This window comes from Mediterranea sp. An20 (genome assembly GCF_002160055.1).
Taxonomy (GTDB): domain Bacteria; phylum Bacteroidota; class Bacteroidia; order Bacteroidales; family Bacteroidaceae; genus Bacteroides; species Bacteroides avicola.
Map to the genome: position 1 here is coordinate 35,344 of NZ_NFJV01000014.1, position 20,465 is coordinate 55,808.

At 51.4% G+C, this 20,465-nt stretch carries 24 protein-coding genes and 1 tRNA gene; 9 read left to right on the forward strand and 16 right to left on the reverse strand.

Annotated features, from left to right (window positions below):
- Positions 1-48: 48 nt before the first annotated feature.
- Positions 49-1,365: a Na+/H+ antiporter NhaA gene (nhaA, locus tag B5F34_RS09505; RefSeq protein WP_087337932.1), complete on the reverse strand. Its 1,317-nt coding sequence runs from the start codon at positions 1,363-1,365 to the stop codon at positions 49-51.
- 23 nt (positions 1,366-1,388) lie between these two features.
- Positions 1,389-2,789: an rRNA cytosine-C5-methyltransferase gene (locus B5F34_RS09510; protein ID WP_087337935.1), complete on the reverse strand. Its 1,401-nt coding sequence runs from the start codon at positions 2,787-2,789 to the stop codon at positions 1,389-1,391.
- A 342-nt stretch (positions 2,790-3,131) separates the two neighbouring features.
- Between B5F34_RS09510 and B5F34_RS09515 the strand changes: the two genes are divergently transcribed.
- From B5F34_RS09515 to B5F34_RS09545, 7 genes are all read left to right on the forward strand, one after another.
- Positions 3,132-3,845, forward strand: a complete 714-nt coding sequence (locus B5F34_RS09515) for a DUF6249 domain-containing protein (protein ID WP_087337938.1) — start codon at positions 3,132-3,134, stop codon at positions 3,843-3,845.
- Complete coding sequence (locus B5F34_RS09520) at positions 3,842-4,390, forward strand: sigma-70 family RNA polymerase sigma factor (RefSeq protein ID WP_087337941.1); 549 nt, start codon at positions 3,842-3,844, stop codon at positions 4,388-4,390. The genes B5F34_RS09515 and B5F34_RS09520 overlap by 4 nt, the downstream gene beginning before the upstream one ends.
- Positions 4,374-4,703 carry a DUF5056 domain-containing protein gene (locus tag B5F34_RS09525; RefSeq protein ID WP_087337944.1) on the forward strand — a complete coding sequence of 110 codons (330 nt, stop codon included), beginning with the start codon at positions 4,374-4,376 and terminating at the stop codon, positions 4,701-4,703. The genes B5F34_RS09520 and B5F34_RS09525 overlap by 17 nt, the downstream gene beginning before the upstream one ends.
- 117 nt (positions 4,704-4,820) lie before the next feature.
- Entirely contained in the window at positions 4,821-6,026 is a 1,206-nt protein-coding gene (cls, locus tag B5F34_RS09530; RefSeq protein ID WP_255376961.1) for a cardiolipin synthase, read from the forward strand.
- Positions 6,027-6,085: 59 nt separating this feature from the next.
- A complete protein-coding gene (locus B5F34_RS09535) occupies positions 6,086-6,784 on the forward strand; it encodes a hypothetical protein (protein ID WP_140392991.1) in 699 nt (232 codons plus the stop codon).
- A 6-nt stretch (positions 6,785-6,790) separates the two neighbouring features.
- Positions 6,791-7,585: a thymidylate synthase gene (locus B5F34_RS09540; RefSeq protein ID WP_087337951.1), complete on the forward strand. Its 795-nt coding sequence runs from the start codon at positions 6,791-6,793 to the stop codon at positions 7,583-7,585.
- Positions 7,586-7,633: 48 nt separating this feature from the next.
- Positions 7,634-8,131 (forward strand): dihydrofolate reductase, encoded by a 498-nt coding sequence (locus B5F34_RS09545; protein WP_087337954.1) that lies wholly within the window; start codon positions 7,634-7,636, stop codon positions 8,129-8,131.
- Here the strand turns inward: B5F34_RS09545 and B5F34_RS09550 are convergent.
- Positions 8,128-8,604: an Lrp/AsnC ligand binding domain-containing protein gene (locus B5F34_RS09550; protein WP_087337957.1), complete on the reverse strand. Its 477-nt coding sequence runs from the start codon at positions 8,602-8,604 to the stop codon at positions 8,128-8,130. The two genes, B5F34_RS09545 and B5F34_RS09550, sit on opposite strands and share 4 nt — an antisense overlap.
- A 352-nt stretch (positions 8,605-8,956) precedes the next feature.
- On the opposite strand from B5F34_RS09550, the gene B5F34_RS09555 reads away from it, so the two are divergent.
- The gene (locus tag B5F34_RS09555; RefSeq protein WP_087337959.1) at positions 8,957-10,234 is read left to right on the forward strand and encodes an IgA Peptidase M64; all 1,278 of its coding nucleotides are present in this window, start codon (positions 8,957-8,959) and stop codon (positions 10,232-10,234) included.
- Between the two features lie 34 nt (positions 10,235-10,268).
- Positions 10,269-10,808, forward strand: a complete 540-nt coding sequence (locus B5F34_RS09560) for a GNAT family N-acetyltransferase (protein WP_087337963.1) — start codon at positions 10,269-10,271, stop codon at positions 10,806-10,808.
- Between the two features lie 62 nt (positions 10,809-10,870).
- Here B5F34_RS09560 and B5F34_RS09565 read toward each other — a convergent pair whose 3' ends face one another.
- The 13 genes from B5F34_RS09565 to B5F34_RS09625 all read right to left on the reverse strand — a co-directional run bounded on the left by B5F34_RS09565 (position 10,871) and on the right by B5F34_RS09625 (position 20,462).
- Positions 10,871-11,335, reverse strand: coding sequence for a biopolymer transporter ExbD (locus B5F34_RS09565; RefSeq protein WP_162609314.1), 465 nt, complete (start codon positions 11,333-11,335; stop codon positions 10,871-10,873).
- On the reverse strand, positions 11,335-11,934 hold the full coding sequence (locus tag B5F34_RS09570) for a biopolymer transporter ExbD (protein WP_087337965.1): 600 nt from the start codon (positions 11,932-11,934) through the stop codon (positions 11,335-11,337). The genes B5F34_RS09565 and B5F34_RS09570 overlap by 1 nt, the downstream gene beginning before the upstream one ends.
- 15 nt (positions 11,935-11,949) lie before the next feature.
- Positions 11,950-12,435: a hypothetical protein gene (locus B5F34_RS09575; protein ID WP_087337968.1), complete on the reverse strand. Its 486-nt coding sequence runs from the start codon at positions 12,433-12,435 to the stop codon at positions 11,950-11,952.
- A gap of 14 nt (positions 12,436-12,449) precedes the next feature.
- On the reverse strand, positions 12,450-13,226 hold the full coding sequence (locus tag B5F34_RS09580; RefSeq protein WP_087337971.1) for a MotA/TolQ/ExbB proton channel family protein: 777 nt from the start codon (positions 13,224-13,226) through the stop codon (positions 12,450-12,452).
- A gap of 89 nt (positions 13,227-13,315) precedes the next feature.
- Positions 13,316-14,668, reverse strand: a complete 1,353-nt coding sequence (locus tag B5F34_RS09585) for a hypothetical protein (RefSeq protein WP_087337974.1) — start codon at positions 14,666-14,668, stop codon at positions 13,316-13,318.
- A 244-nt stretch (positions 14,669-14,912) separates the two neighbouring features.
- A tRNA-Ser gene (locus B5F34_RS09590) sits at positions 14,913-15,000 on the reverse strand.
- Between the two features lie 133 nt (positions 15,001-15,133).
- Positions 15,134-15,937, reverse strand: a complete 804-nt coding sequence (locus B5F34_RS09595; protein ID WP_087337977.1) for a TatD family hydrolase — start codon at positions 15,935-15,937, stop codon at positions 15,134-15,136.
- Positions 15,938-15,946: 9 nt separating this feature from the next.
- Positions 15,947-16,657: a hypothetical protein gene (locus B5F34_RS09600; protein WP_087337980.1), complete on the reverse strand. Its 711-nt coding sequence runs from the start codon at positions 16,655-16,657 to the stop codon at positions 15,947-15,949.
- Positions 16,658-16,718: 61 nt separating this feature from the next.
- Positions 16,719-17,693 carry a polyprenyl synthetase family protein gene (locus B5F34_RS09605; protein ID WP_087337983.1) on the reverse strand — a complete coding sequence of 325 codons (975 nt, stop codon included), beginning with the start codon at positions 17,691-17,693 and terminating at the stop codon, positions 16,719-16,721.
- Between the two features lie 28 nt (positions 17,694-17,721).
- The gene (locus tag B5F34_RS09610) at positions 17,722-18,414 is read right to left on the reverse strand and encodes an energy transducer TonB (protein WP_087337989.1); all 693 of its coding nucleotides are present in this window, start codon (positions 18,412-18,414) and stop codon (positions 17,722-17,724) included.
- Positions 18,415-18,623: 209 nt separating this feature from the next.
- A complete protein-coding gene (gene tnpB, locus B5F34_RS09615) occupies positions 18,624-18,812 on the reverse strand; it encodes an IS66 family insertion sequence element accessory protein TnpB (protein ID WP_087337992.1) in 189 nt (62 codons plus the stop codon).
- A gap of 153 nt (positions 18,813-18,965) precedes the next feature.
- Entirely contained in the window at positions 18,966-19,466 is a 501-nt protein-coding gene (gene rplQ, locus B5F34_RS09620; RefSeq protein ID WP_087337995.1) for a 50S ribosomal protein L17, read from the reverse strand.
- Positions 19,467-19,469: 3 nt separating this feature from the next.
- Positions 19,470-20,462 (reverse strand): DNA-directed RNA polymerase subunit alpha, encoded by a 993-nt coding sequence (locus tag B5F34_RS09625; RefSeq protein ID WP_087337998.1) that lies wholly within the window; start codon positions 20,460-20,462, stop codon positions 19,470-19,472.
- Between the last annotated feature and the right edge of the window lie 3 nt (positions 20,463-20,465).

Genomic DNA, 20,465 nt, shown 5'->3' on the forward strand with positions numbered 1-20,465 from the left:
AACAGAAAATAATCCGTGAAAATCGCGTAATCCGCGCCTGAAATTTATCTATTTCTTCAGCAGCCGGAAGCCGACAATCCCGCCCAGGATAGATGCGGCAAAGATACCCAGTTTGGCCTGCAGCAGCAAGGTATCTTCTGTAAAGGCCAACGTGGAAATGAACATCGACATCGTAAAACCGATGGAAGCCAGAAAGCCCAGCCCCACGACACGCCTCATCGTCAGTCCCTCGCCCGGACGGGCCACGCCCAAGCGCGACAGCAGCCACGTGGAAAGCACAATGCCCAACGGCTTGCCCAGAAACAGGCCCAGCGCCACACCCAACGCCACATTCGTAGAAAAGACCACCGAACCGTCAATCCCGGCAAAAGACACACCCGCATTGGCCAAGGCAAAGATAGGCATCACCACAAACGACACAAAAGGATGCATGGCATGCTCCAGCCGCTGCGAGGGAGGCATGGCATCGCGCGTGTCGTTCCGCATTTGCGCCACTACCTCCAGTTGCTTATGGTCCAACGTTGAGACACCATTGGGTTCCATGCGTGAGAAAGCACGCAGATGACGGGCAGCCCGCTTCAGGTAAACAGCCTCGGGCAGACGGGCGTCTGCTGGGATAACGAAGGCAGCCAGCACGGCTGCTATGGTGGCATGAATGCCGGACATCAGGAAAGCTACCCATACACCGCCGATACCCAACAGACCGTAGAACAAGACGTTTTTCACCCCCAGTTTGTTGGCTCCCCACATCACCAGCAGGAAAGCGACGCCGACAATGATATTAAACAAGGAAATCTCCGAGGTATAGAACAAGGCAATGACCACCACCGCGCCCAAATCGTCGACAATGGCCAGCGTGGTGAGAAATACCTTGGCAGCCAGCGGCACGCGGTCGCCAAGCAGGTAAATGATGGCCAGTGAGAAAGCGATGTCCGTAGCCATCGGGATGCCCCAGCCACCTGCCGCACCGGTACCGGCATTCAGCAAGGTATAAATCAAGGCAGGAACCAGCATGCCTGCCACGGCAGCACCGATGGGCAGGATGGTATGGCGTGGGTCGGACAGTTCACCACCGATAAACTCGCGTTTCAGTTCCAGGCCCACCACAAAGAAGAACATCGACATCAGTCCGTCGTTAATCCAATGATGCAGGGAATAATAAAGGTAAGGCTCACCGTTGAAGAAGAAGCCCACTTTGTTTTCGAACAAATGAAAATAATCTTCACTCCAAGGCGAATTAGCCAGTATCATAGCCACCACGATGCTGATGCCCAGCACCACACCGGCGGACTTCTCACGGTTGATAAACTGCTGCACGGGCATGACGATGCCGCGCTGAATCTTTCGCTGATATTTCTTTGCCATAATGATTGATAAAGGAAAGAGGGTTAAACTTGCATACGTATCCGCCACTCGGCCGGATAAAGGTTATTGGCCCGGTTGCCCACGTTCTTCACGAAACCCAAGGGGAGGCCCTGACGGGTGAGGAGCACGAAGCCACGGGGTACACCGGCAGGCAAGACGATGGCCTCGCGCCGCAGGTAGGCAATGGCTTCTTCGTGCGACAACTCCACACGCGGAAAGGCATCGGGAGACATCGCCGTGCTCATGGCCAAGGCGTGTGCAGGCACCAGGTCGCGCCTTTTCACTTCGCCCAACACCACGCCCGCCTGCATCACACGAAGCGAAGCCCGCAACATCTGGCAGAAATCGGCATGGGCACGGGGCACAGCGGCAAGCATCGTACCGGCAGGCACCGACTCGAAGGCTTCCTCTCCACCGACCAGCCACGACAAGGCGCAGGAAACAGCTTCGCGCGGCAAAGCCGCCGACGGACGCGCTTGGCGACTCTTCTCCTTGCGGAATTTGTCGCGGCGTACAGGTGAGGCTTCGGCTTCCTCACCGGGTTTGCGCAGGAGGGCAAGGAAGAAGCCTTCGCCCTTCGTGCGGTGAGGCAAGAAACGGTAAACGGGAAAGTCTTCGTCTTCCAACAAATTTCCTGTGATGCCCCACGATGCTGGCACATCAGCCACAGACAGCGGCTCGGCTCCCCATTCGTCGCACATCCAGCGCACTTGCTCTTCGTCTTCTTTTATATTGTAGGTACAGGTGCTGTACACCAGCAAGCCCCCCGGACGCAGACAGGGCCAAATATCGGCCAGGATGCGACGCTGGCGGCGGGCACAAAGTTCCACGTTCTCCACACTCCACTCCTTTACAGCCACGGGGTCTTTGCGAAACATTCCTTCACCCGAACAAGGAGCATCCACCAGCACGAGGTCGAATACGGGCCCCAAGGGCGTGAAGTCTGCCGGATCGTTATGGGTCACCACCACATCAGGATACCCCCATTTAGTCAGATTCTCGGACAAGATTTGTACCCGGTTGCGCATCACCTCGTTGGCCACCAGCAGACTGCCCACCGGCAGGGAGGCACAGGCCAGGGTGGATTTGCCGCCGGGTGCAGCGCAGAGGTCCAACATACGCACGGGAGTTTCGCCCACATACTGCCGCAGCACCCGGTCGAGGAACATAGACGAAGCCTCCTGCACATAGTAAGCTCCCGCGTGCAGCAGGGGGTCGAGGGTGAATACGGGGCGTTGTTTGAGGTAGAAGCCCGACGGGCACCAAGGCACCGGGTCGCCCGCAGGTACCTCCGCACAAGGTTTACCCGGATTCAGGCGCACGCTTACAGGTGAAGGGGTTTGCAGCGCATCGAACAGATGCCCGGCTTCGGCCTCGCCCAGCAACATGCGGACACGCTCCGTAAAAGTTTGAGGAAGATTCATACTTATCTGCTTTTGATGGTACAAATATAGGGGATGATTTTCAATTTTGCAACATACGCCTCCCGCCGGTCCGGCAAGCAGGGGACAGCCAAAGGACGAATGGCTTGGAAGCAAACGGCAAATAGATTGGAAGCAAACAGCAAATAGGTTTCAAGCAGGGTGCTAATATATAAGAAGCAAATAGGCTAATACTGTGCAAGATACGAAGGCTGGTACGAGGGGAACGAGGCAGGGAAGAGCAGACGGGGCTCTTTTTTTTCAAGAAAATATCGTTCCTTTGCAACCAGAAAGCCTTGAACTCCGTCTAACACACAAAGAAACCTCAAAAAAACAAATAGCATTATGAAGACTTTCATTTTCTCTCTTATTGCCGCGGCAGCCCTCTGTATGCCGGTACAAGCCAAAGAACGGACCGTAACCGAACGCGACAGCTTGGGCAACACCAAGCGCATCATCGAACTGCTGGACACCGTGCGCGACGGACAGGCCGTGACCGACACGCTGAGCATCACGACTTATGACAACCCGACCCAGCACAAGTATTCCGTATCCTATGATGCGGACGATTTCTTCCATATCGGCAAAGAAGACGTTGAGAAGTGGGCAGACAGCGCCACGACTTCTGCCATGCTTGTAGCACTCGGACTGTTTCTCTTCTTCATCACACCCGTGGTGCTCATCATCCTCATCTTCTACTTCCGCAACAAGAACCGCCGACAGCGCAACCTGCTCATGCAACAGGCTTTGGCCAGCGGACAGCAGTTGCCGAAGGAAGTGTTCAAGGACGTGGCTCCGCTGGACTACCGCACCAAAGGCATCAAGAACATGGCTCTGGGCATAGGACTTTTCATCTTCCTGCTGATGTGTCTACGCTCACTGTCCTTCGCCTGCATCGGTCTGCTCATCTTCTGCATCGGCGCCGGACAACTGGCCATCCACTACACCACCCCCAAGCGTGACAATCCCTATGCTCGCCCGACGGACAAGCAACCTCACAACGAAAAGCCAGCAACAGACAACTCCACAGCAGCTAACGACCCGACAGGACAAGCATGAAACGCTTAGACGACATAGCGCTGGTTACGCAGGTGGCGGTGCTACACAACACCGCTGCCTTCGACAAACTGGTCAGGAAATACCAGTCGCCCGTGCGGCGGTTCTTCCTGAACCAGACCTGCGGCGACGCCGACCTCAGTGACGATCTGGCACAGGAAACGTTCATCAAGGCCTACACCTGCATCGCCTCTTTCAAGGGACTGGCCAATTTCTCTACCTGGCTCTACCGTATTGCATATAACGTATTTTATGATTATATTCGCAACCGAAAAGAGACAGATGCGTTGGACACACGCCAAGTGGATGCACAATGCCACACCCACCAGCGGGACATCGGGCTGGAGATGGACCTCTACCGCGCCCTCGCCATGCTCAAAGAGATTGAACGCACCTGCATCAACCTCTTCTACATGGAAGACCTGAGCATCGACAAGATAGCAGACATCACAGGATGCCCCGCCGGCACGGTGAAAAGCCACCTGTCGCGGGCTAAACAAAAACTGGCAACCTATTTAAAAGAAAACGGTTATGACGGAAAACGATGACAGACTGATAGAACAGTTTCTCGCCCCGGGACGCCGGGAGATAGCAGACAACGGATTCACCCGCCGCGTGCTGAACCGCCTGCCCGACCGCCGTGAACGGTTGGCACGGCTGTGGACATTTACGGGCTTTACACTCGCCTTGGTGCTCTTTATCGCCCTCGACGGAATAGAACTGATTTGGAACTCCTTGCGCGAAACGCTTACCACTGCCGTAGAACAGAGCATGGCCACCAACATCGACCCCAAATCGCTGGTCATTGCCGGCGTGGTACTCCTGTTCTTGGCGTATAAGAAAATAGCCTCTTTGGCATGAACTGTCTTAAAATAACTTAAGGAGCGGACTAACTCTTCGGGCTTTGGCGTACCTTTGCGCCCACAGAAAACCCCATAAGATAAGAGAGTTTTGAAGCACACCTTATTTATTATATTGCTGGCGGTCTTACTTCCGCTTGTCTCTGCCTATACGCAGACATCAAGCGACACACTGATGATGGACTATCTGCGTGGGCAGGGTATCCCTGTGACGGGCAACAACCGCGTCAAACTGCTCCCTACAGGACGCGCCAAGTTTGCCGACCTCTTCGATGCCATCCGTCAGGCACGCCATCACGTACATCTGGAGTATTTCAACTTCCGCAACGACTCCATTGCCAACGCATTGTTCGACCTGTTGGCGCAAAAAGTAAAGGAAGGTGTGGAAGTACGTGCTCTGTTCGATGCTTTCGGCAACTGGTCGAACAACAAACCGCTGCGCGAAAAGCATATCCAAGCCATCCGGGCCCGAGGCATAGAACTGGTAAAATTCGACCCCATCACCTTTCCCTACGTCAACCACGCCCTGCACCGCGACCACCGGAAAATTGTTGTCATCGACGGAAAGACGGGCTATACGGGTGGCATGAACGTAGCCGACTACTACCTGACCGGCTTGCCCAAGATAGGACAATGGCACGACATGCACGTGCGTATTGATGGCGATGCCGTGCGATACCTGCAAGGCATTTTCCTGACCACGTGGAACCGGGAGACAGGCCAGCACGTGGGAGGACCCGAATATTTTGCCGACATCGACATTCCCCGACAAGAAGCAGAAGAAGTAGCCATCGTAGACCGGGTGCCCCGCGAAACGCCCCGTTCCATCAGTCATGCCTACACCGCCGCCATCGACAGTGCGCGTCACACTGTACGCATCATCAATCCCTATTTCGTACCTACCCAATCCATCCGCACCGCCCTGAAGCAAGCATTGAAACGAGGCGTAAAGGTGGAAATCATGATTCCCAGTGTCAGTGATGTGCCCTTTACTCCCGAAGCCGCACTCTATTACGTACATAAGTTGATGAAGCGCGGCGCACGCATCTACCTCTTCAACGGAGGCTTCCACCATGCCAAAGTGATGACCGTAGACGACAGCTACTGCACCGTAGGCACTGCCAACCTGAACAGCCGCAGCCTGCGCTACGACTACGAGACCAATGCTTTTATCTTTGCCCCGCGCACCACCGCTGCCCTCAACCGGCTCTTCGACCACAACCGCGAGAACAGCACGCTGCTTACGCCGGAGGTGTGGAAACAACGCTCGGGATGGAAGAAGTTCGTGGGGTGGTTCGCCCACTTGTTTACGCCCGTACTCTGAGGATTTGTAAGATTGAAAGGAAAAGCGTACCTTTGTCCCAACAACTTAAGTCAGAAGATATGAAAAGGTATTTACTTATTACTCTCTGTATGCTGTTATCAGCCTTCCAGTTTCTTCAGGCACAGGAAGCTGAGCCGGAGGATTCCATCATCGTGTCCTATGAAACGCCTGCCCTACGGCCAGAGAACGCTTTTCTGCGCGACCTGATGGAATTTCAAGGCATTCAATGTATTGATGTAACAGTAAAATCGACTAAGCCCATCACCTATACCCTATATCAGGTAAACAACATCCAAGGCAAGGAAACAAGAAAGAGCATAGAATTTCCCTTCGCGCAGAATCAGGAGAATGAGATTACTTTCCGCTTCATGTCACAAGCCATGTCGCCCGATACGGCACGCATCGTCCTCTGCCGTCCCATGCACTGCTCCTTCCAAGTGCCCCTGTCCACTACGGGCTGCATCCTGATGGAAACGATCTCCGACAAGCCTTATTCATTAACCGGCCGCATCCCGCTGATTGCTTATACACCGGGACACAAGGAAGAAGTGGAATTAAATGGCATCAAGGGCACTTTCGTTGATTATTGCGGCGTACGGGATGCACACAAGCATCCTACTGAATGGCACAGGCTTTTCAACATCGGAGATTATATCTACTTTGAGTTGGAAATACAGCCGGGCACTACACCGCAGTTTAATTTCCAGCAAATGGATTCGCCCTCCGAGTCCTCTCAAAAAGAAGAAAAAGAAAACTAAATTGCAATGAAACCATACTTAGACCTCCTCAACCGCATACTCAACGAAGGTGTGCACAAAGACGACCGTACGGGTACGGGCACTCTCAGTGTATTTGGCCACCAAATGCGCTTCAACTTGGAAGAGGGTTTCCCCTTGCTGACCACCAAGAAGCTGCACCTCAAGTCCATCATCTACGAACTGCTATGGTTCCTGAGCGGCGATACCAACGTACACTACCTGCAGGAGCACGGCGTACGTATCTGGAACGAATGGGCTGACGCCAACGGTGATTTAGGACACATCTATGGCTACCAGTGGCGCTCGTGGCCCAACTACGAAGGCGGCTTTATCGACCAAATCAGCGAAGCGGTGGACACCATCAAACACAACCCCGACTCGCGACGCATCATTGTCTGCGCATGGAATGTGGCTGACCTTGACCGCATGAACCTGCCTCCCTGCCACCTGCTCTTCCAGTTTTATGTAGCCAACGGGCGGCTCAGCCTGCAGATGTACCAGCGCAGTGCGGACACCTTCCTGGGCGTCCCCTTCAACATAGCATCCTATGCCCTGCTGCTGCAAATGATGGCACAGGTGACGGGGCTACGGGCAGGCGACTTCGTGCATACTCTGGGCGACGCACACATCTACACCAACCATCTGGAACAAGTGAAGCTGCAACTCACCCGCACACCACGCCCCCTGCCACACATGCGGCTCAACCCCGACGTGAAGAATATCTTCGACTTCCGCTACGAAGACTTTGAGTTGACAGACTACGACCCGTGGCCACACATCGCCGGACAGGTATCCGTCTGACACCAACAATCTGTAACACTTCTATCCACCCGCTTACGCTTATTCGTCATGTATTTATCGCTCATTGCCGCCATCGACCGCAACCGTGCCATCGGCTACGAAAACAAGTTGCTGTTCTGGCTTCCGAATGACCTGAAACGGTTTAAGACGCTCACCACAGGCCACACCATCCTCATGGGACGCAAGACTTTCGAATCGCTTCCCAAAGGCGCGTTGCCTCAGCGAAGGAATGTCGTCCTCTCCACAGACAAAAGTCTACAGTTACCCGGTGCAGAAGTGTTTCCGACGCTGGAAGATGCCTTGGCTTCCTGCTGCCCCGATGAACACGTCTATATCATCGGCGGAGCCAGCCTCTACCACCACGCCCTGCCTCTGGCCGATGAACTTTGTCTGACCGAAATAGACGCCGAAGCCCCCCATGCCGATGCCTGGTTTCCGCCCATCGACCCGGCACTGTGGCAAGAAAAAAGCAGAGATGCCCGTCCTGCCGACGAAAAGCATCCCTGCCCTTACGCTTTTGTAGACTACGTGCGCCGTAAAGCCTAATCCTCATCCTCCACAGGCAAAATCGGCATCTGCCGCTTGATTGCTTCGTGAAACGAGATAAGCGTCTCTGTACGTGCCATCCCCAAGGGTTGTAACTTGTCGTGGATGATGCTCAACAGATGATGGTTGTTGCGGGCGTAGAGTTTGATGAACATGTCATATTTCCCGGTCGTAAAGTGACACTCCACAATCTCAGGAATGGCCTCCAGTGCCTTGGTCACGGCATCAAACGAAGCAGGATCCTTCAGATAAATGCCGATATAGGCACATGTTTCATAGCCAACTTTCTCCGGGTCGATGATGAACTCCGACCCCTTCAGAATGCCCAGGTTGGTCAACTTCTGAATACGCTGATGAATGGCAGCTCCCGACACATTGCAGGCACGTGCCACTTCCAAGAAAGGAATGCGGGCGTTATCGGCAATCAACCGCAGAATCTGTTCATCCAAACTATCCAATTGATGATGTCCCATTACTTGATACGAATAGAATTAAAAATGTAATAAACCGCATTAACTGGCGATTTGTTGCAAAGTTAGCGATTTTTCCCTCAACAGAAATGCAATCTGTTACATTTCTTATCAGAAAAGATACCGAAATGATTTAAACGTCCCGGCCAAACAGCCAAGAACTTCGCGCTAAGACCGATACTCGGCTGATATGCAGCACGTTATTTCTTATATATAACGAAGCGGCTGCTTACCGCTTGGAAATGCGCTGCTTATGGCTTGGCAATACGCCTCTTACCGCTTGGCAAGTTTTTCAGCCCATATTGCAGATGACGCAGAAACACCGTATCTTTGTAGACAAAATTAAGAACTTGTCATGAAAAAAAGTAACCTGCTTCTTGTGTGCCTATTTGCCTGCTTAGGCTTGAGCGCACAATCATTCGACCGGTACTTCACCGACCAAACGCTGCGTGTGGACTACCTCTTTACCGGCAATGCCGAACATCAAGCCATCTGTTTAGACGAACTATCCGTCCTTCCCCGCTGGGCAGGGCGCCGCCACCACCTCGACGAATTGCCTCTGGCCGGCAACGGACAAATCGTCATGCGGGATGCGGCAGACAGCACTGTTATCTACTGCACTTCTTTCTCATCTCTCTTTCAGGAATGGCTGGAAACGGAAGAAGCCCGACAAACGGACAGAGGATTCGAGAATACTTTCCTGCTGCCTTATCCGCAACGCCCGGCCGTGGTCGAAATCACTCTCTTCGACCCGCACAGAAAAGTACGCACCCGGATGACACATACCGTTGACCCACAGAATATCCTGATACACCAGCGGGGACTGACACACATCACCCCACACCGGTACCTCTTGCAAAGCGGTCCGGCCGACCGTTGCATCGATGTGGCTATTCTGGCCGAAGGATATACCTCTAATGAAATGGAGACTTTCTACCAAGATGCACGCATCGCCTGCGAAAGCCTGTTTGGCCACGAACCGTTCCGCTCGCTGAAAGACAAATTCAACATAGTGGCCGTGGCAAGCCCCTCGGAAGACAGCGGAGTGAGCATCCCGCGACTGAACGAATGGAAAAGCACTGCTTTCCACTCGCACTTCAGCACGTTCTACTCGGACCGCTACCTGACCACCTCCCGACTCAAATCGCTGCACGACGCGCTGGCTGGCATCGACTACGAACACATCATCGTATTGGCCAACACAGATGAATACGGGGGCGGTGGCATCTATAATTCTTACACTCTGACTACTGCCCATCACGAAGACTTCCGCCCGGTGGTGGTACACGAGTTCGGTCATAGCTTCGGAGGACTGGCCGATGAGTATTTCTACGACGAAGACATCATGAACGATACCTATCCGACCGACGTAGAGCCGTGGGAGCAAAACGTAACGACCCGTGTGGACTTTGCCTCCAAATGGCAAGACATGATTCCGCAGGGTACACCGGTGCCGACCCCTGCCGAAGACTTCAACACCCATAAAGTAGGTCTGTACGAAGGAGCCGCCTACTCATCGAAGGGCCTGTACCGGGCTTCCTACAACTGCCGGATGCGCACCAACGAGTATCCCGCATTCTGCCCCGTATGCCAACGGGCACTCCGGCGGCTGATAACCTTCTACACCGAATAAAACCATCCTATAACCCTTCAAAAACAAAGAAACCATGCTGAGACTACACCGCATCACTACGGCCGACGAGGAACTGTACAACTTTATGGAACAGTTGCTCATCGCTTCTTTCCCGCCCGAAGAATACCGGACCTTGGAACAGTTACGCCTCTATACCGATACGCGGCCGGAATTTCATAACAACATTATCTTTGACGGAGACATGCCCGTGGGCTTCTTCACCTTCTGGGATTTCGGCACCTTCTGCTACGGCGAACATTTCGCCATTGATCCAGCCCGACGCAACGGAGGCTATGGCAAACGTACACTCGAAGAACTTATAAGCCATGTCCACCCCCTGCCCATCGTGCTGGAAGTAGAAATGCCTGAAGAAGAAATGGCCCAACGCCGCATCAATTTCTACAAGCGGCAAGGATTTACGCTGTGGGACAAGCCTTATCAGCAGCCCCCCTATAAAGCAGGCGACGGCTTTCTGCCCATGCGGCTGATGTCGTACGGCAACATCGACCCCGAACAGGCTTACGAAAGCATAAAAGACCGTATCTATCGCGAAGTCTACGGAGTCGCACGCTGACTGAACGCCCTATCCATCCCGATAACATACGTGAGGGGAGAACAGCCATCTCCCCTCTCATTTCATTCTCTCTTCTGTGCCGAATAATTGATGTTCAGTGCATGCACCTTTCTCAACGCCTCTTTAATGTCCGTCACAATGCCCATGCGCGTATCTTGGTCTACTTTCAAGGAAATCTGCATCAACGGGCGATCGGACTCGGAAAGCCTGGAACGCTCACCTGCGATATAGTCGGGAATATCTTCGGGAGAGGCAAAAGCATCGTTCAACTGAATGCGGGTTTCGTTTCCCAACCGTTTCCTATAGGCTTCGGCAGGACGTCCTACATAGATAACGGTCACCAGCGATTTCTTTTCCAGCTTTTCCAATTCCGTAATCTGCGGCACCCTAAACTCCACTTTCAGGGTGACTTCGCGCATGGTGGTAACAATCATGAAGAAGAACAGCAGCGTAAATATCAAGTCGGGCAACGACGAGGTGTTCAAGGCAGGCATTGTCCGTTTTCCGTGTCTGTCAAAGCGTCCCATCAATCAGTTCCTCCTTCCTTTCCGGTTTGCGTTTCGGATATTTTCTGCGGATATACTTGCCGGACCGCCCGTTTTTGCTCCGGTGTCAGTTCCGCATAGTTCTTCTGCCACTTGGTACGGGCCAGTTCATCGCGCAATTCGTTATAAGCAGCCACCAAGGCATTCTGCACATCCATGTAAGCCTTATACGAAGCATTCCGGTCGCAACAGAGCGAAATGACATGATTCTTCGTAACCGACAACACGCCAAAGTAGGGGAAAGACACAGACATCTTCTCGGGAAGGTCTTCGCTGTCCGAAGGATTGGCTACGAACTCTTTCACGCGGCGACGCAATTCGTCTGCGCTTACCAACCGACCGTCACACAACACTTCGTCGTCAGCAGTCAGGTCTACAGGCAGTACGTTCCGTTCCTTCAGCCTCAAGGGTTCCGCCTTCTGTCCCGGCAGCAGAGGCTCCGGCAAACGGCGTACCAGGCCTTGGTCGGTATCCATCGAAGTCGTCATCAAAAAGAAGATAAGGAGCAGGAAAGCAATGTCTGCCGTCGAACTCGAATTGATTTCCGGAACATTCCGTTTGCTTCTACGCCTGAAATACATACCCTCCTCCTTTCCTTACCGGAATCTTCGCGCCATGCCAAAACCTGCAATCAACGCCAAGGCGATGCCCAACAGCGTGTAGATGGCATATAGAAACATATCGGACACCTTCAACCAAAAAGGCACATTCTCCGTCCCGTCGTATCCTGGTATGTTCAAAGGTCGGTCGCTGCCCATACACCACGAAACAGCCAGCACCACCACCAGCAACATGACACCCAACAAAGAGCGCAAGGCCGAACGAGGCGACACGATGCAACGGGCAACAAACTTATAAAACACACCCGACAATGAAACAACCACCGCCAATCCGAACAGAATGTATATCCAGCTCATCAACACATCCGTATAAGCGGGCTCCTCTTTCGAAAGATCGGCCACCAGGCGCTGCTCCACCGGTGTCTCGCCTCCGAAGAAGAACAGACAGAGTACGCCCAGCGTTGCTATCAGCAACACTCCCAGCACAGCGCCCGACACCTTCTGTATCTTATACCGTTTCATTTCCGTCCTTCCTATCACTTTTCATAACGCAGGTCGTAACGAATGACCATATCCAGCAACGTTACGGTAGCATCCTCCATATCGCTGGTCAGCGCCTCTATCTTAGACAGGATATAATTGTAGAACACTTGCAGAATCAGCGCCACAATCAATCCGAAAATAGTCGTGATGAGTGCCACCTTCATGCCACCCGCCACAACCGCAGGCGACAAATCGTTCACCATCTGTATCTTGTCGAATGCCTGCACCATGCCAATCACTGTGCCCAAGAAGCCCAGCGAAGGTGCCATGGCAATGAAAAGCGTAATCCACGAACAGCCTTTCTCCAGGTAGGCAGCCTGTACGCTACCATAGGACACAACGGATTTCTCCACTATCTCTACGCCCTGATCCAACCGCATCAGCCCTTGGTAGTAGATGGATGCCACAGGTCCCCGCGTGTTGCGAGCGATATCTTTGGCCTCTTCTACATCGCCCTTTGCCAAAGCCGAGTCGACAGACGCAACGAACTTCTTAGTATTGATTTCGGACAGGCTCAGATAAATAATGCGTTCAATGCAAAACGCCAGACCGATGACAAACGCAATGGCTATCCAACTCATATAGAAAGCCGACCCTTCGATGAACTTCGTCTTCAGCATCTGATGAAAGCCTCCCTCCGGTTCGGGTTGCACCACAGCCTCGTTTGCTTCTGCGGAAAGAATCTCCGAAGCATCCTGCGCCCAGACTTCCGGCGCTGCCACACCCGACAGCAGGAGAGCCACGACAAGCATGACAAACATTCTTTTCATTCCGATTTCCTCTTTACATTTTCTGATATAAATAACGCTTCAAAGATAATGCTTTTTTCAATGAACGCCAACAAGCTCACGGCGAAGAATCAATACCGCACTTCAACTTCAGCAGGGAAAATGCGCTCGCGGTCGTAAAACAGACAAAGACTTCTCATCATCGAGCCAACCCGGCAAGTCACCTTCCCGCGAAAGACCTCTTTCCCGTTGACTACCACCGTGACCGGCTTGCTCAAATCCACCAAATGTTCATTCAGGAAAAGGGTGAGCGCACCACCTGTAGCGGGCGTGTAGGTCTTGGCAAAACGCAGTTCGATACCCCAAACGGAATCACGCTCTACGGTCTGGTAATGCACATTGTCTACAGACAGTTCGATGCGATTATCTGCTATATCCATCCGGTAGCGGGTGCGCAGGGAATCGCAAGGACGCTTCTCCACCGCCAAGTTATAAAAACCGTTACGATGCCAGCCGTCCATCTCGAAATCTTCCCACAGAAAATGCCGGGGCCAGGGATTACGGCTGAAAGTCTTCAACCAAGGCGTGGTGGGCCGATAGTCAATATGATGTCCCCTACCGGGTATCAGTTCAATGCGGTGCTTGAAGCCATCGGTGAAAACAGTCTGCAGACTATCGAAAGCATCAGACACCAAGCGGCTCAGTTGATTACGGTAGAAGCCCGTATCATCGGCCCCGGTCAACAAACTGAAGCCGATGTTGCGGCAGTTCTCGGCTGGTGCATTCTTCAACGGCTCTCCACCTGCCATAGGTCCTGCCGCAGCCCAGTAGTCGGCATAAAACGAAGCCAGCCGCTGACTGCCATAGCCTCCTTCGGATATGCCAAAGACGTAAAGCCGGCGGGCATTGACAGAATCGTCCAGCATCAACCTGCGCAACAGCCAGTTCCACGTCCACTGCTTAGAGCGTTGCCACCAGCGGTAGTAAGCTCCCTCGTTGGGAATGCGGGGAACAAAATAGCGGGAAGGCGCATCATCGAACTGTTGAGCCAGTTTCAGGCCTGTGCTCCACTCCCTGTCGCGCGGCCCGGATCCGTGCAGGTAAATAAACACGGGCCATCCGCCATCCGAAGCAGCATCGCCCTTCTGCACCCAATAATAGTTCATCACGGCAGACGGTTCCAGCGTATCGGGCAGCAGGATGCTGTCTGCCACAACCGGTTTCTGGACCGACAAAGCAGGCAAGACCGGCTCGTCCAGCAGGCGGTTAGCTTCTTGCCAGGCGTTCCACACCTCGCTTCGCCGCTGTGCCAAACGGGATATTTTCACTTTATCCGACTGTTGCACGGGAGCAACCTGCTGTCCTCCTTCAATCTGCTGCACAAAATAGTCCACCATCTCCCCCGACGTCTGTCCCTGCACGGGCACAAACACTCCTCCTAAAAGGCATAAAGCCAAGCACTGATAAAATCTTATTCCTTTCATAAAACAAAATGTATGACAAAAGCGGCATATTTCCGGATATTGCCTCCGCAAACAGCCCTCATCCTTTCCGACTACAAAAATAACAGCTATATCCCAAACTTCCAAGCAATAAGCAACAGATTGCCAAACGATAAGAAGCAGACTCCTAAGCCCTAAGAAACAATCGGCCGTCAGCATCCAAGTCCACCGCCAAGGGATGCTCAGTCTTAAAACAAAAAATCCTGCTGATAATCAGCAGGATTAGCGGAGAGACGGGGATTCGAACCCCGGATACCCTTTTGGAGTATACACGCTTTCCAGGCGTGCCTCTTCAACCACTCGAGCATCTCTCCTTGGTTGATTGCCAAAAAAGAAAAACAAGAATCAGTAAGCCATACTACCTTCCCGTTTTTCGGGTGCAAAAGTAGTTTATTTTTTTGTTACTCGAAGCATTTCACCGCATTTATATTGCGAAAGGAGGTACATTTAATATATTTTAAATATATCATCCCGTTCCTTCATGCCAAAGAAGGCCAGTGCATTTTCAGTAGTCACCTGAGCCACCTTCTCTGGGGCTTCTCCCATAATCTCGGCCAACTTCCGCATCGTATCTCCCACAAAGGCGCTTTCATTCCTCTTCCCGCGGTGAGGCACCGGAGCCAGATAGGGAGCATCAGTCTCCAACACCATACGCTCCAAAGGTAAGTGTTTCAATACAGCAGGAAGAGACGATTTCTTGAATGTCACCACTCCGTTAATGCCCAACAGGAAACCGGGAAAGTCCAAGATGCGCCGCGCCTCTTCCTCCGTCCCTGTAAAGCAATGCATAATGCCTCGGAGAGATGTTGCCTTGTAAGGCAATAGTACGTCATATATCTCTTCGAAGGCTTCCCGGCAGTGAATCACAACGGGCAAGTTCTTGTCCAATGCCCATTGCAACTGCAGGTCAAACGCCTCGCGCTGCTCTCTGAGGAAAGTCTTATCCCAATAAAGGTCCATGCCAATCTCGCCTACAGCAACAAAAGGATGAGGAATTGCCAACTGCTGCTTCACCAATGCCAGCTCATCCCGATAATTCCCGCCAACCGACGTAGGGTGCAGGCCAATCATCGGGAAACAATATTCTGCATACTCCTCACACACCTGCAACAAAGGCTTCAGAGTGGTACTGTCGATGTTAGGCATAAAGATATGCGACACCCCAGCCTGACGGGCCCGCTCAATCACCTGAGGCAAATCATCAGCAAATTCCTCCAGAAAAAGATGCGAATGTGTATCTACCAGTTTCATAATTCAATCTTATAATTCAGTTTCATGTCTTTTCTCGCCGGTACGATAATAGTATATCACCCCATAAGCCCGACACTGTTCCAGACGTTTCTCTAAAGGCAGTACGTCGGCAAAAGCCTTTTCCACCTGATTCCATACATCCAGAATCAGCCGGTCGGCTTCTGCCCGCATAGCCGCCAGGGCTTCCAGGCTGCGGGCTGTTGCCACCTGTAAATTCTTCTGTTTCTCATAACTTTCCATAAAAATATCATAGTGCACTTTCACCTTGGCGATAGTAGGATTATAAATAGGAATTCCTCCTTGCCCCATACGCTTACGCTCCCCCTCTATCACTTTACGCCCCCAATCTGCCAAAGCGGTTTCCGACGACAAATCCGGCAACGCGTTTTCTTGGACATTTAAACCATACAACTCCTTCTGTATAGCCCGTATCTCATTGCGTATCACCGCCAGATTCAAGACCTGTATAAAATGCGATATGTACAAACGGGCCATCTTCACGTGACGGTGGTGTGCGGATGCCGCCCGTGCCTGCCGTTCATAACACTCCGCATAATAGGATTGTGCAGCCTCAAACCTGACCAGAAAATTCTGCACAGCCTGCTGCGTCTTCAAAGAAACGTTGGGGTCTATCACGCCGGACTCTCCACACTTTGCAACAACCGCTTTCATGGCCCGTATCCGCGCCTGGTCAGTATTGGGCAATCGTCTGTATGGCATTGTTTCAAATTAAAAAATTAAACGGGTATTCATGGTATTGCTCTCTCTGCCTGCACACGCGCTACACTTCCCGGAACATCAACTGCTCCATCAGTTCTTTCAAAGCCTGCTTGCGCTCATCCGACACGGCCACCGACAGCAAGGCTGCCCTTGCGCGGAATGTATATTCTTCCATCAGGCTCTCACACAGATTCTTTACACCGATTTCATCATAGAGGGCTGTCACGGCTGTTATTTTCTTCTCGGGCACGTACGTATCTGCATCTATCCAGAAAGACAAGGCTCTGCGTTGCTGTTCATCTGCCCGCTCAAAAGCCTTGATTAATAAATAAGTCTTCTTATTGCACAAGATGTCACCACCGATATTCTTACCAAACACCTCCGGATTTCCATACACATCCAACAGATCGTCTTTTAACTGAAAGGCTACCCCAAGATTGATGCCGAAATCATACAAACGGTCGGCATCTTCCTGCGAAGCACCTGCCAGGACAGCTCCTATTTTCAGGCTGCATGCCAACAGGACGGAGGTCTTCAAACGTATCATCTCAAGATATTCTGCCTCTGAAACATCTTTCCGAGATTCAAACTCCATGTCCATCTGTTGCCCTTCGCAGATCTCCAAAGCTGTCATGCTAAACAGATCCAACACTTCCTTCAAACTGGCAGAAGGGCAAGCCGCCATAAACTGATAGGCCAGCACAAGCATGGCATCTCCCGAAAGAATGGCTGCATTCTCATTCCAGACTTTATGCACGGTAGACTTACCACGACGCATCTCGGCTTTGTCCATCAGGTCGTCGTGCAAGAGCGTATAATTGTGGTAGACCTCAATGCCCGTGGCCGGAGAAAAGATTAGCTCCACATCTTCCTTATACAAGTTATAAGCCATCAGCATCAGCAAAGGTCTGATACGTTTTCCACCCAAAGACAAGACGTATGAAACGGGTTCATATAGCCCTTCAGGCTGACGAGTAAACTTTAACTCGCTTATGTGGCGGTTTATTTTCTCCAGAAGTTCGTTAGTTGTAAACATAACAATATATCAAAATTAAGTTTCTCTGTTATAACTGGAACACGACAGGCAGCGTATAACGCACACGCACCGCCTTCCCTCCCCGCATTCCCGGCTTCCAACGGGGCATCCCCCTCAACACGCGAACAGCCTCACTGTCAAGCAAAGGATGTATCCCCTGCAACACTTGCACATCAGTAATGCTGCCATCTGCATTCACCACGAACTGGCACAAAACCGCACCTTGAATATGATGCTCCCAAGCGGCCTGAGGGTAGTGAATGTGTTGCGTCAGATAACGCATCAACCCCTTTTGCCCATCCCAAGGGAACTCCGGCAATATATCCACCACGACAAAAGGTTCTTCACTTGCGGGATATTTCTTCAAATCATATACATCCTCTTCAATACGTTCTTCCCCACCACTGCCCAAGGGTTCTGCTGAGAACTCTACCGGACTATCCTCGGCGGCATCATTTTCAACTACTGTCGGTTTATCCTCCACAACAGGCAAAGGCTTGGCAGGGACAGGAAGAGGCACAATGGGATGTTCCACCAGCGGGACTTCAAGTTCCTCTTCAAAAACCAAATCAGAAAGTAAAGCATCCATACTGTCTATGTCATCCTGTTCTGTCCACTCAAGAGCAACGAACAAGACAGCCAATGCCACCACAAAACCCACCAGTAACCTGGTCGTTCGATGTGGCTCCAAATCTGCAGCAGGAGACTTTTTTATTTCCATGAAGTTAGTTCATCCACAATATATTCATTCCCTACAGGGCAAAATTAATGCATTTCTACCTAAAAGCCAGCATAAAAAGCGTTTTTCTGAAGAAAAAAACAAAAGGGGCAGTGTTTCTGCACAGCCGTTTCCTTGTTTCACCACGGTCCCAACCACTCACTAAAACAATAAGGCACCATAACAACCTGACAGTAAAGAGCACCTTTTTTCTACACATGAAAGAATTGCCTGTTGCCAAACAGCCGAGCAGCAGACTTCCAAGTGAACACATAGACATCCCCGTTCAAGGGATCCAGATGGCAGGAACGGATGGCACCGCACAGGCTGTCAACGCCCTTGCGCAAGTCTACCGGGTTGCGGCTCATTACAAAGCGGTTGCTTTCATTCAGGTTGAACATGGCTTTTTTGAGGACAAAGGTCGGAACTTCCTGAAAATCCTAAAACACGACGGATTTCGGATGGTTACGGATTTCGGATGGTTACAGTACCATAATAAAAAAGGGATGTATCTTCCAACAGATACATCCCCTATCGTAATAAGAGCAAATTTATTATTCAGCAGCAGCTTCAGTCTTAGTTTCTTCAGCAGCCGGAGTCTCAGCGGCAGCTTCAGCAGGTGCGGCAGCAGCGGCATTCTTCTTCGAACGGCGCGTACGCGTTACCTTCTTGGCAACCTTGTCCTTAGCCATGTTCTCATCGTAGTCTACAAGTTCGATGAAGCACATCTCGGCGTTGTCACCCAAACGGTGTCCCGTGCGGATGATGCGTGTATAGCCTCCGGGACGGTCAGCAATCTTCACGGAAATTTCCTTGAAGAGTTCAGTTACAGCATATTTGTCCTGCAGGTAGCTGAACACGACGCGGCGCGAGTTGGTCGTATCGTTTTTAGACTTCGTGAGCAGAGGCTCAACATACTTCTTCAAAGCCTTAGCCTTGGCAACGGTCGTAGTGATTCTTTTGTGCTTAATCAGAGAAATAGCCATATTAGCCAACATGGCCTTTCTATGAGAAGCAGTACGACCCAAATGGTTGAATTTCTTATTGTGTCTCATTGTTTATTCTTTGTCTAATTTATATTTAGAAATATCGGTTCCAAACGACAGATTCAGACTCTCCAGCAAATCATCAAGCTCGGTGAGCGATTTCTTTCCGAAGTTTCTGAACTTCAGCAAATCCGTCTTATTGAACTGCACCAGGTCGCCCAGCGTTTCTACATCGGCAGCCTTCAAACAGTTGAGGGCACGCACAGAGAGATCCATATCGACCAGTTTCGTCTTCAGCAATTGACGCATGTGCAGCACTTCTTCATCAAACTCTTCATTACCATCAGCATCGTTGGTTTCAAGTGTAATCTTCTCGTCGGAGAAGAGCATGAAGTGATGAATCAGAATCTTGGCTGCTTCTTTCAGAGCCTCTTTCGGGTGTATGGAACCATCGGTAGTAATCTCCAGTATCAGCTTATCGTAGTCGGTCTTCTGCTCGACACGGTACGGCTCAATCTGATACTTGACATTACGTATCGGAGTATAGATTGAATCGATAGGAATTGCATTCACATCGGTGCAGAAATCCCGGTTCTCATCGGCAGGGACATAGCCACGGCCCTTATTGATAGTCAGGTCAATCTGCATCGTTGCTTTGGGATCCAAATGACAAATAACTAATTCAGGATTTAACACTTCAAATCCAGTCAAATACTTACCTATGTCACCGGCCTTGAATTCAGTCGCATTCTCAACCGTAATGCTGACTTTCTCACTCTCGAATTCCTCCACTACTTGTTTGAATCTCACTTGCTTCAGATTCAAGATAATGTTAGTAACATCCTCCTTGACTCCGGGAACACTGGAAAATTCATGCTCAACCCCTTCAATCTTGATAGTGGTGATAGCAAAACCTTCCAATGAAGAGAGCAGGATGCGGCGCAATGCATTACCGACGGTAATACCGAAACCGGGTTCCAACGGACGGAATTCGAACTTGCCGAATTTGGAGTCCGCCTCCAACATTAATACTTTATCAGGTTTTTGAAATGCTAATATCGCCATGAA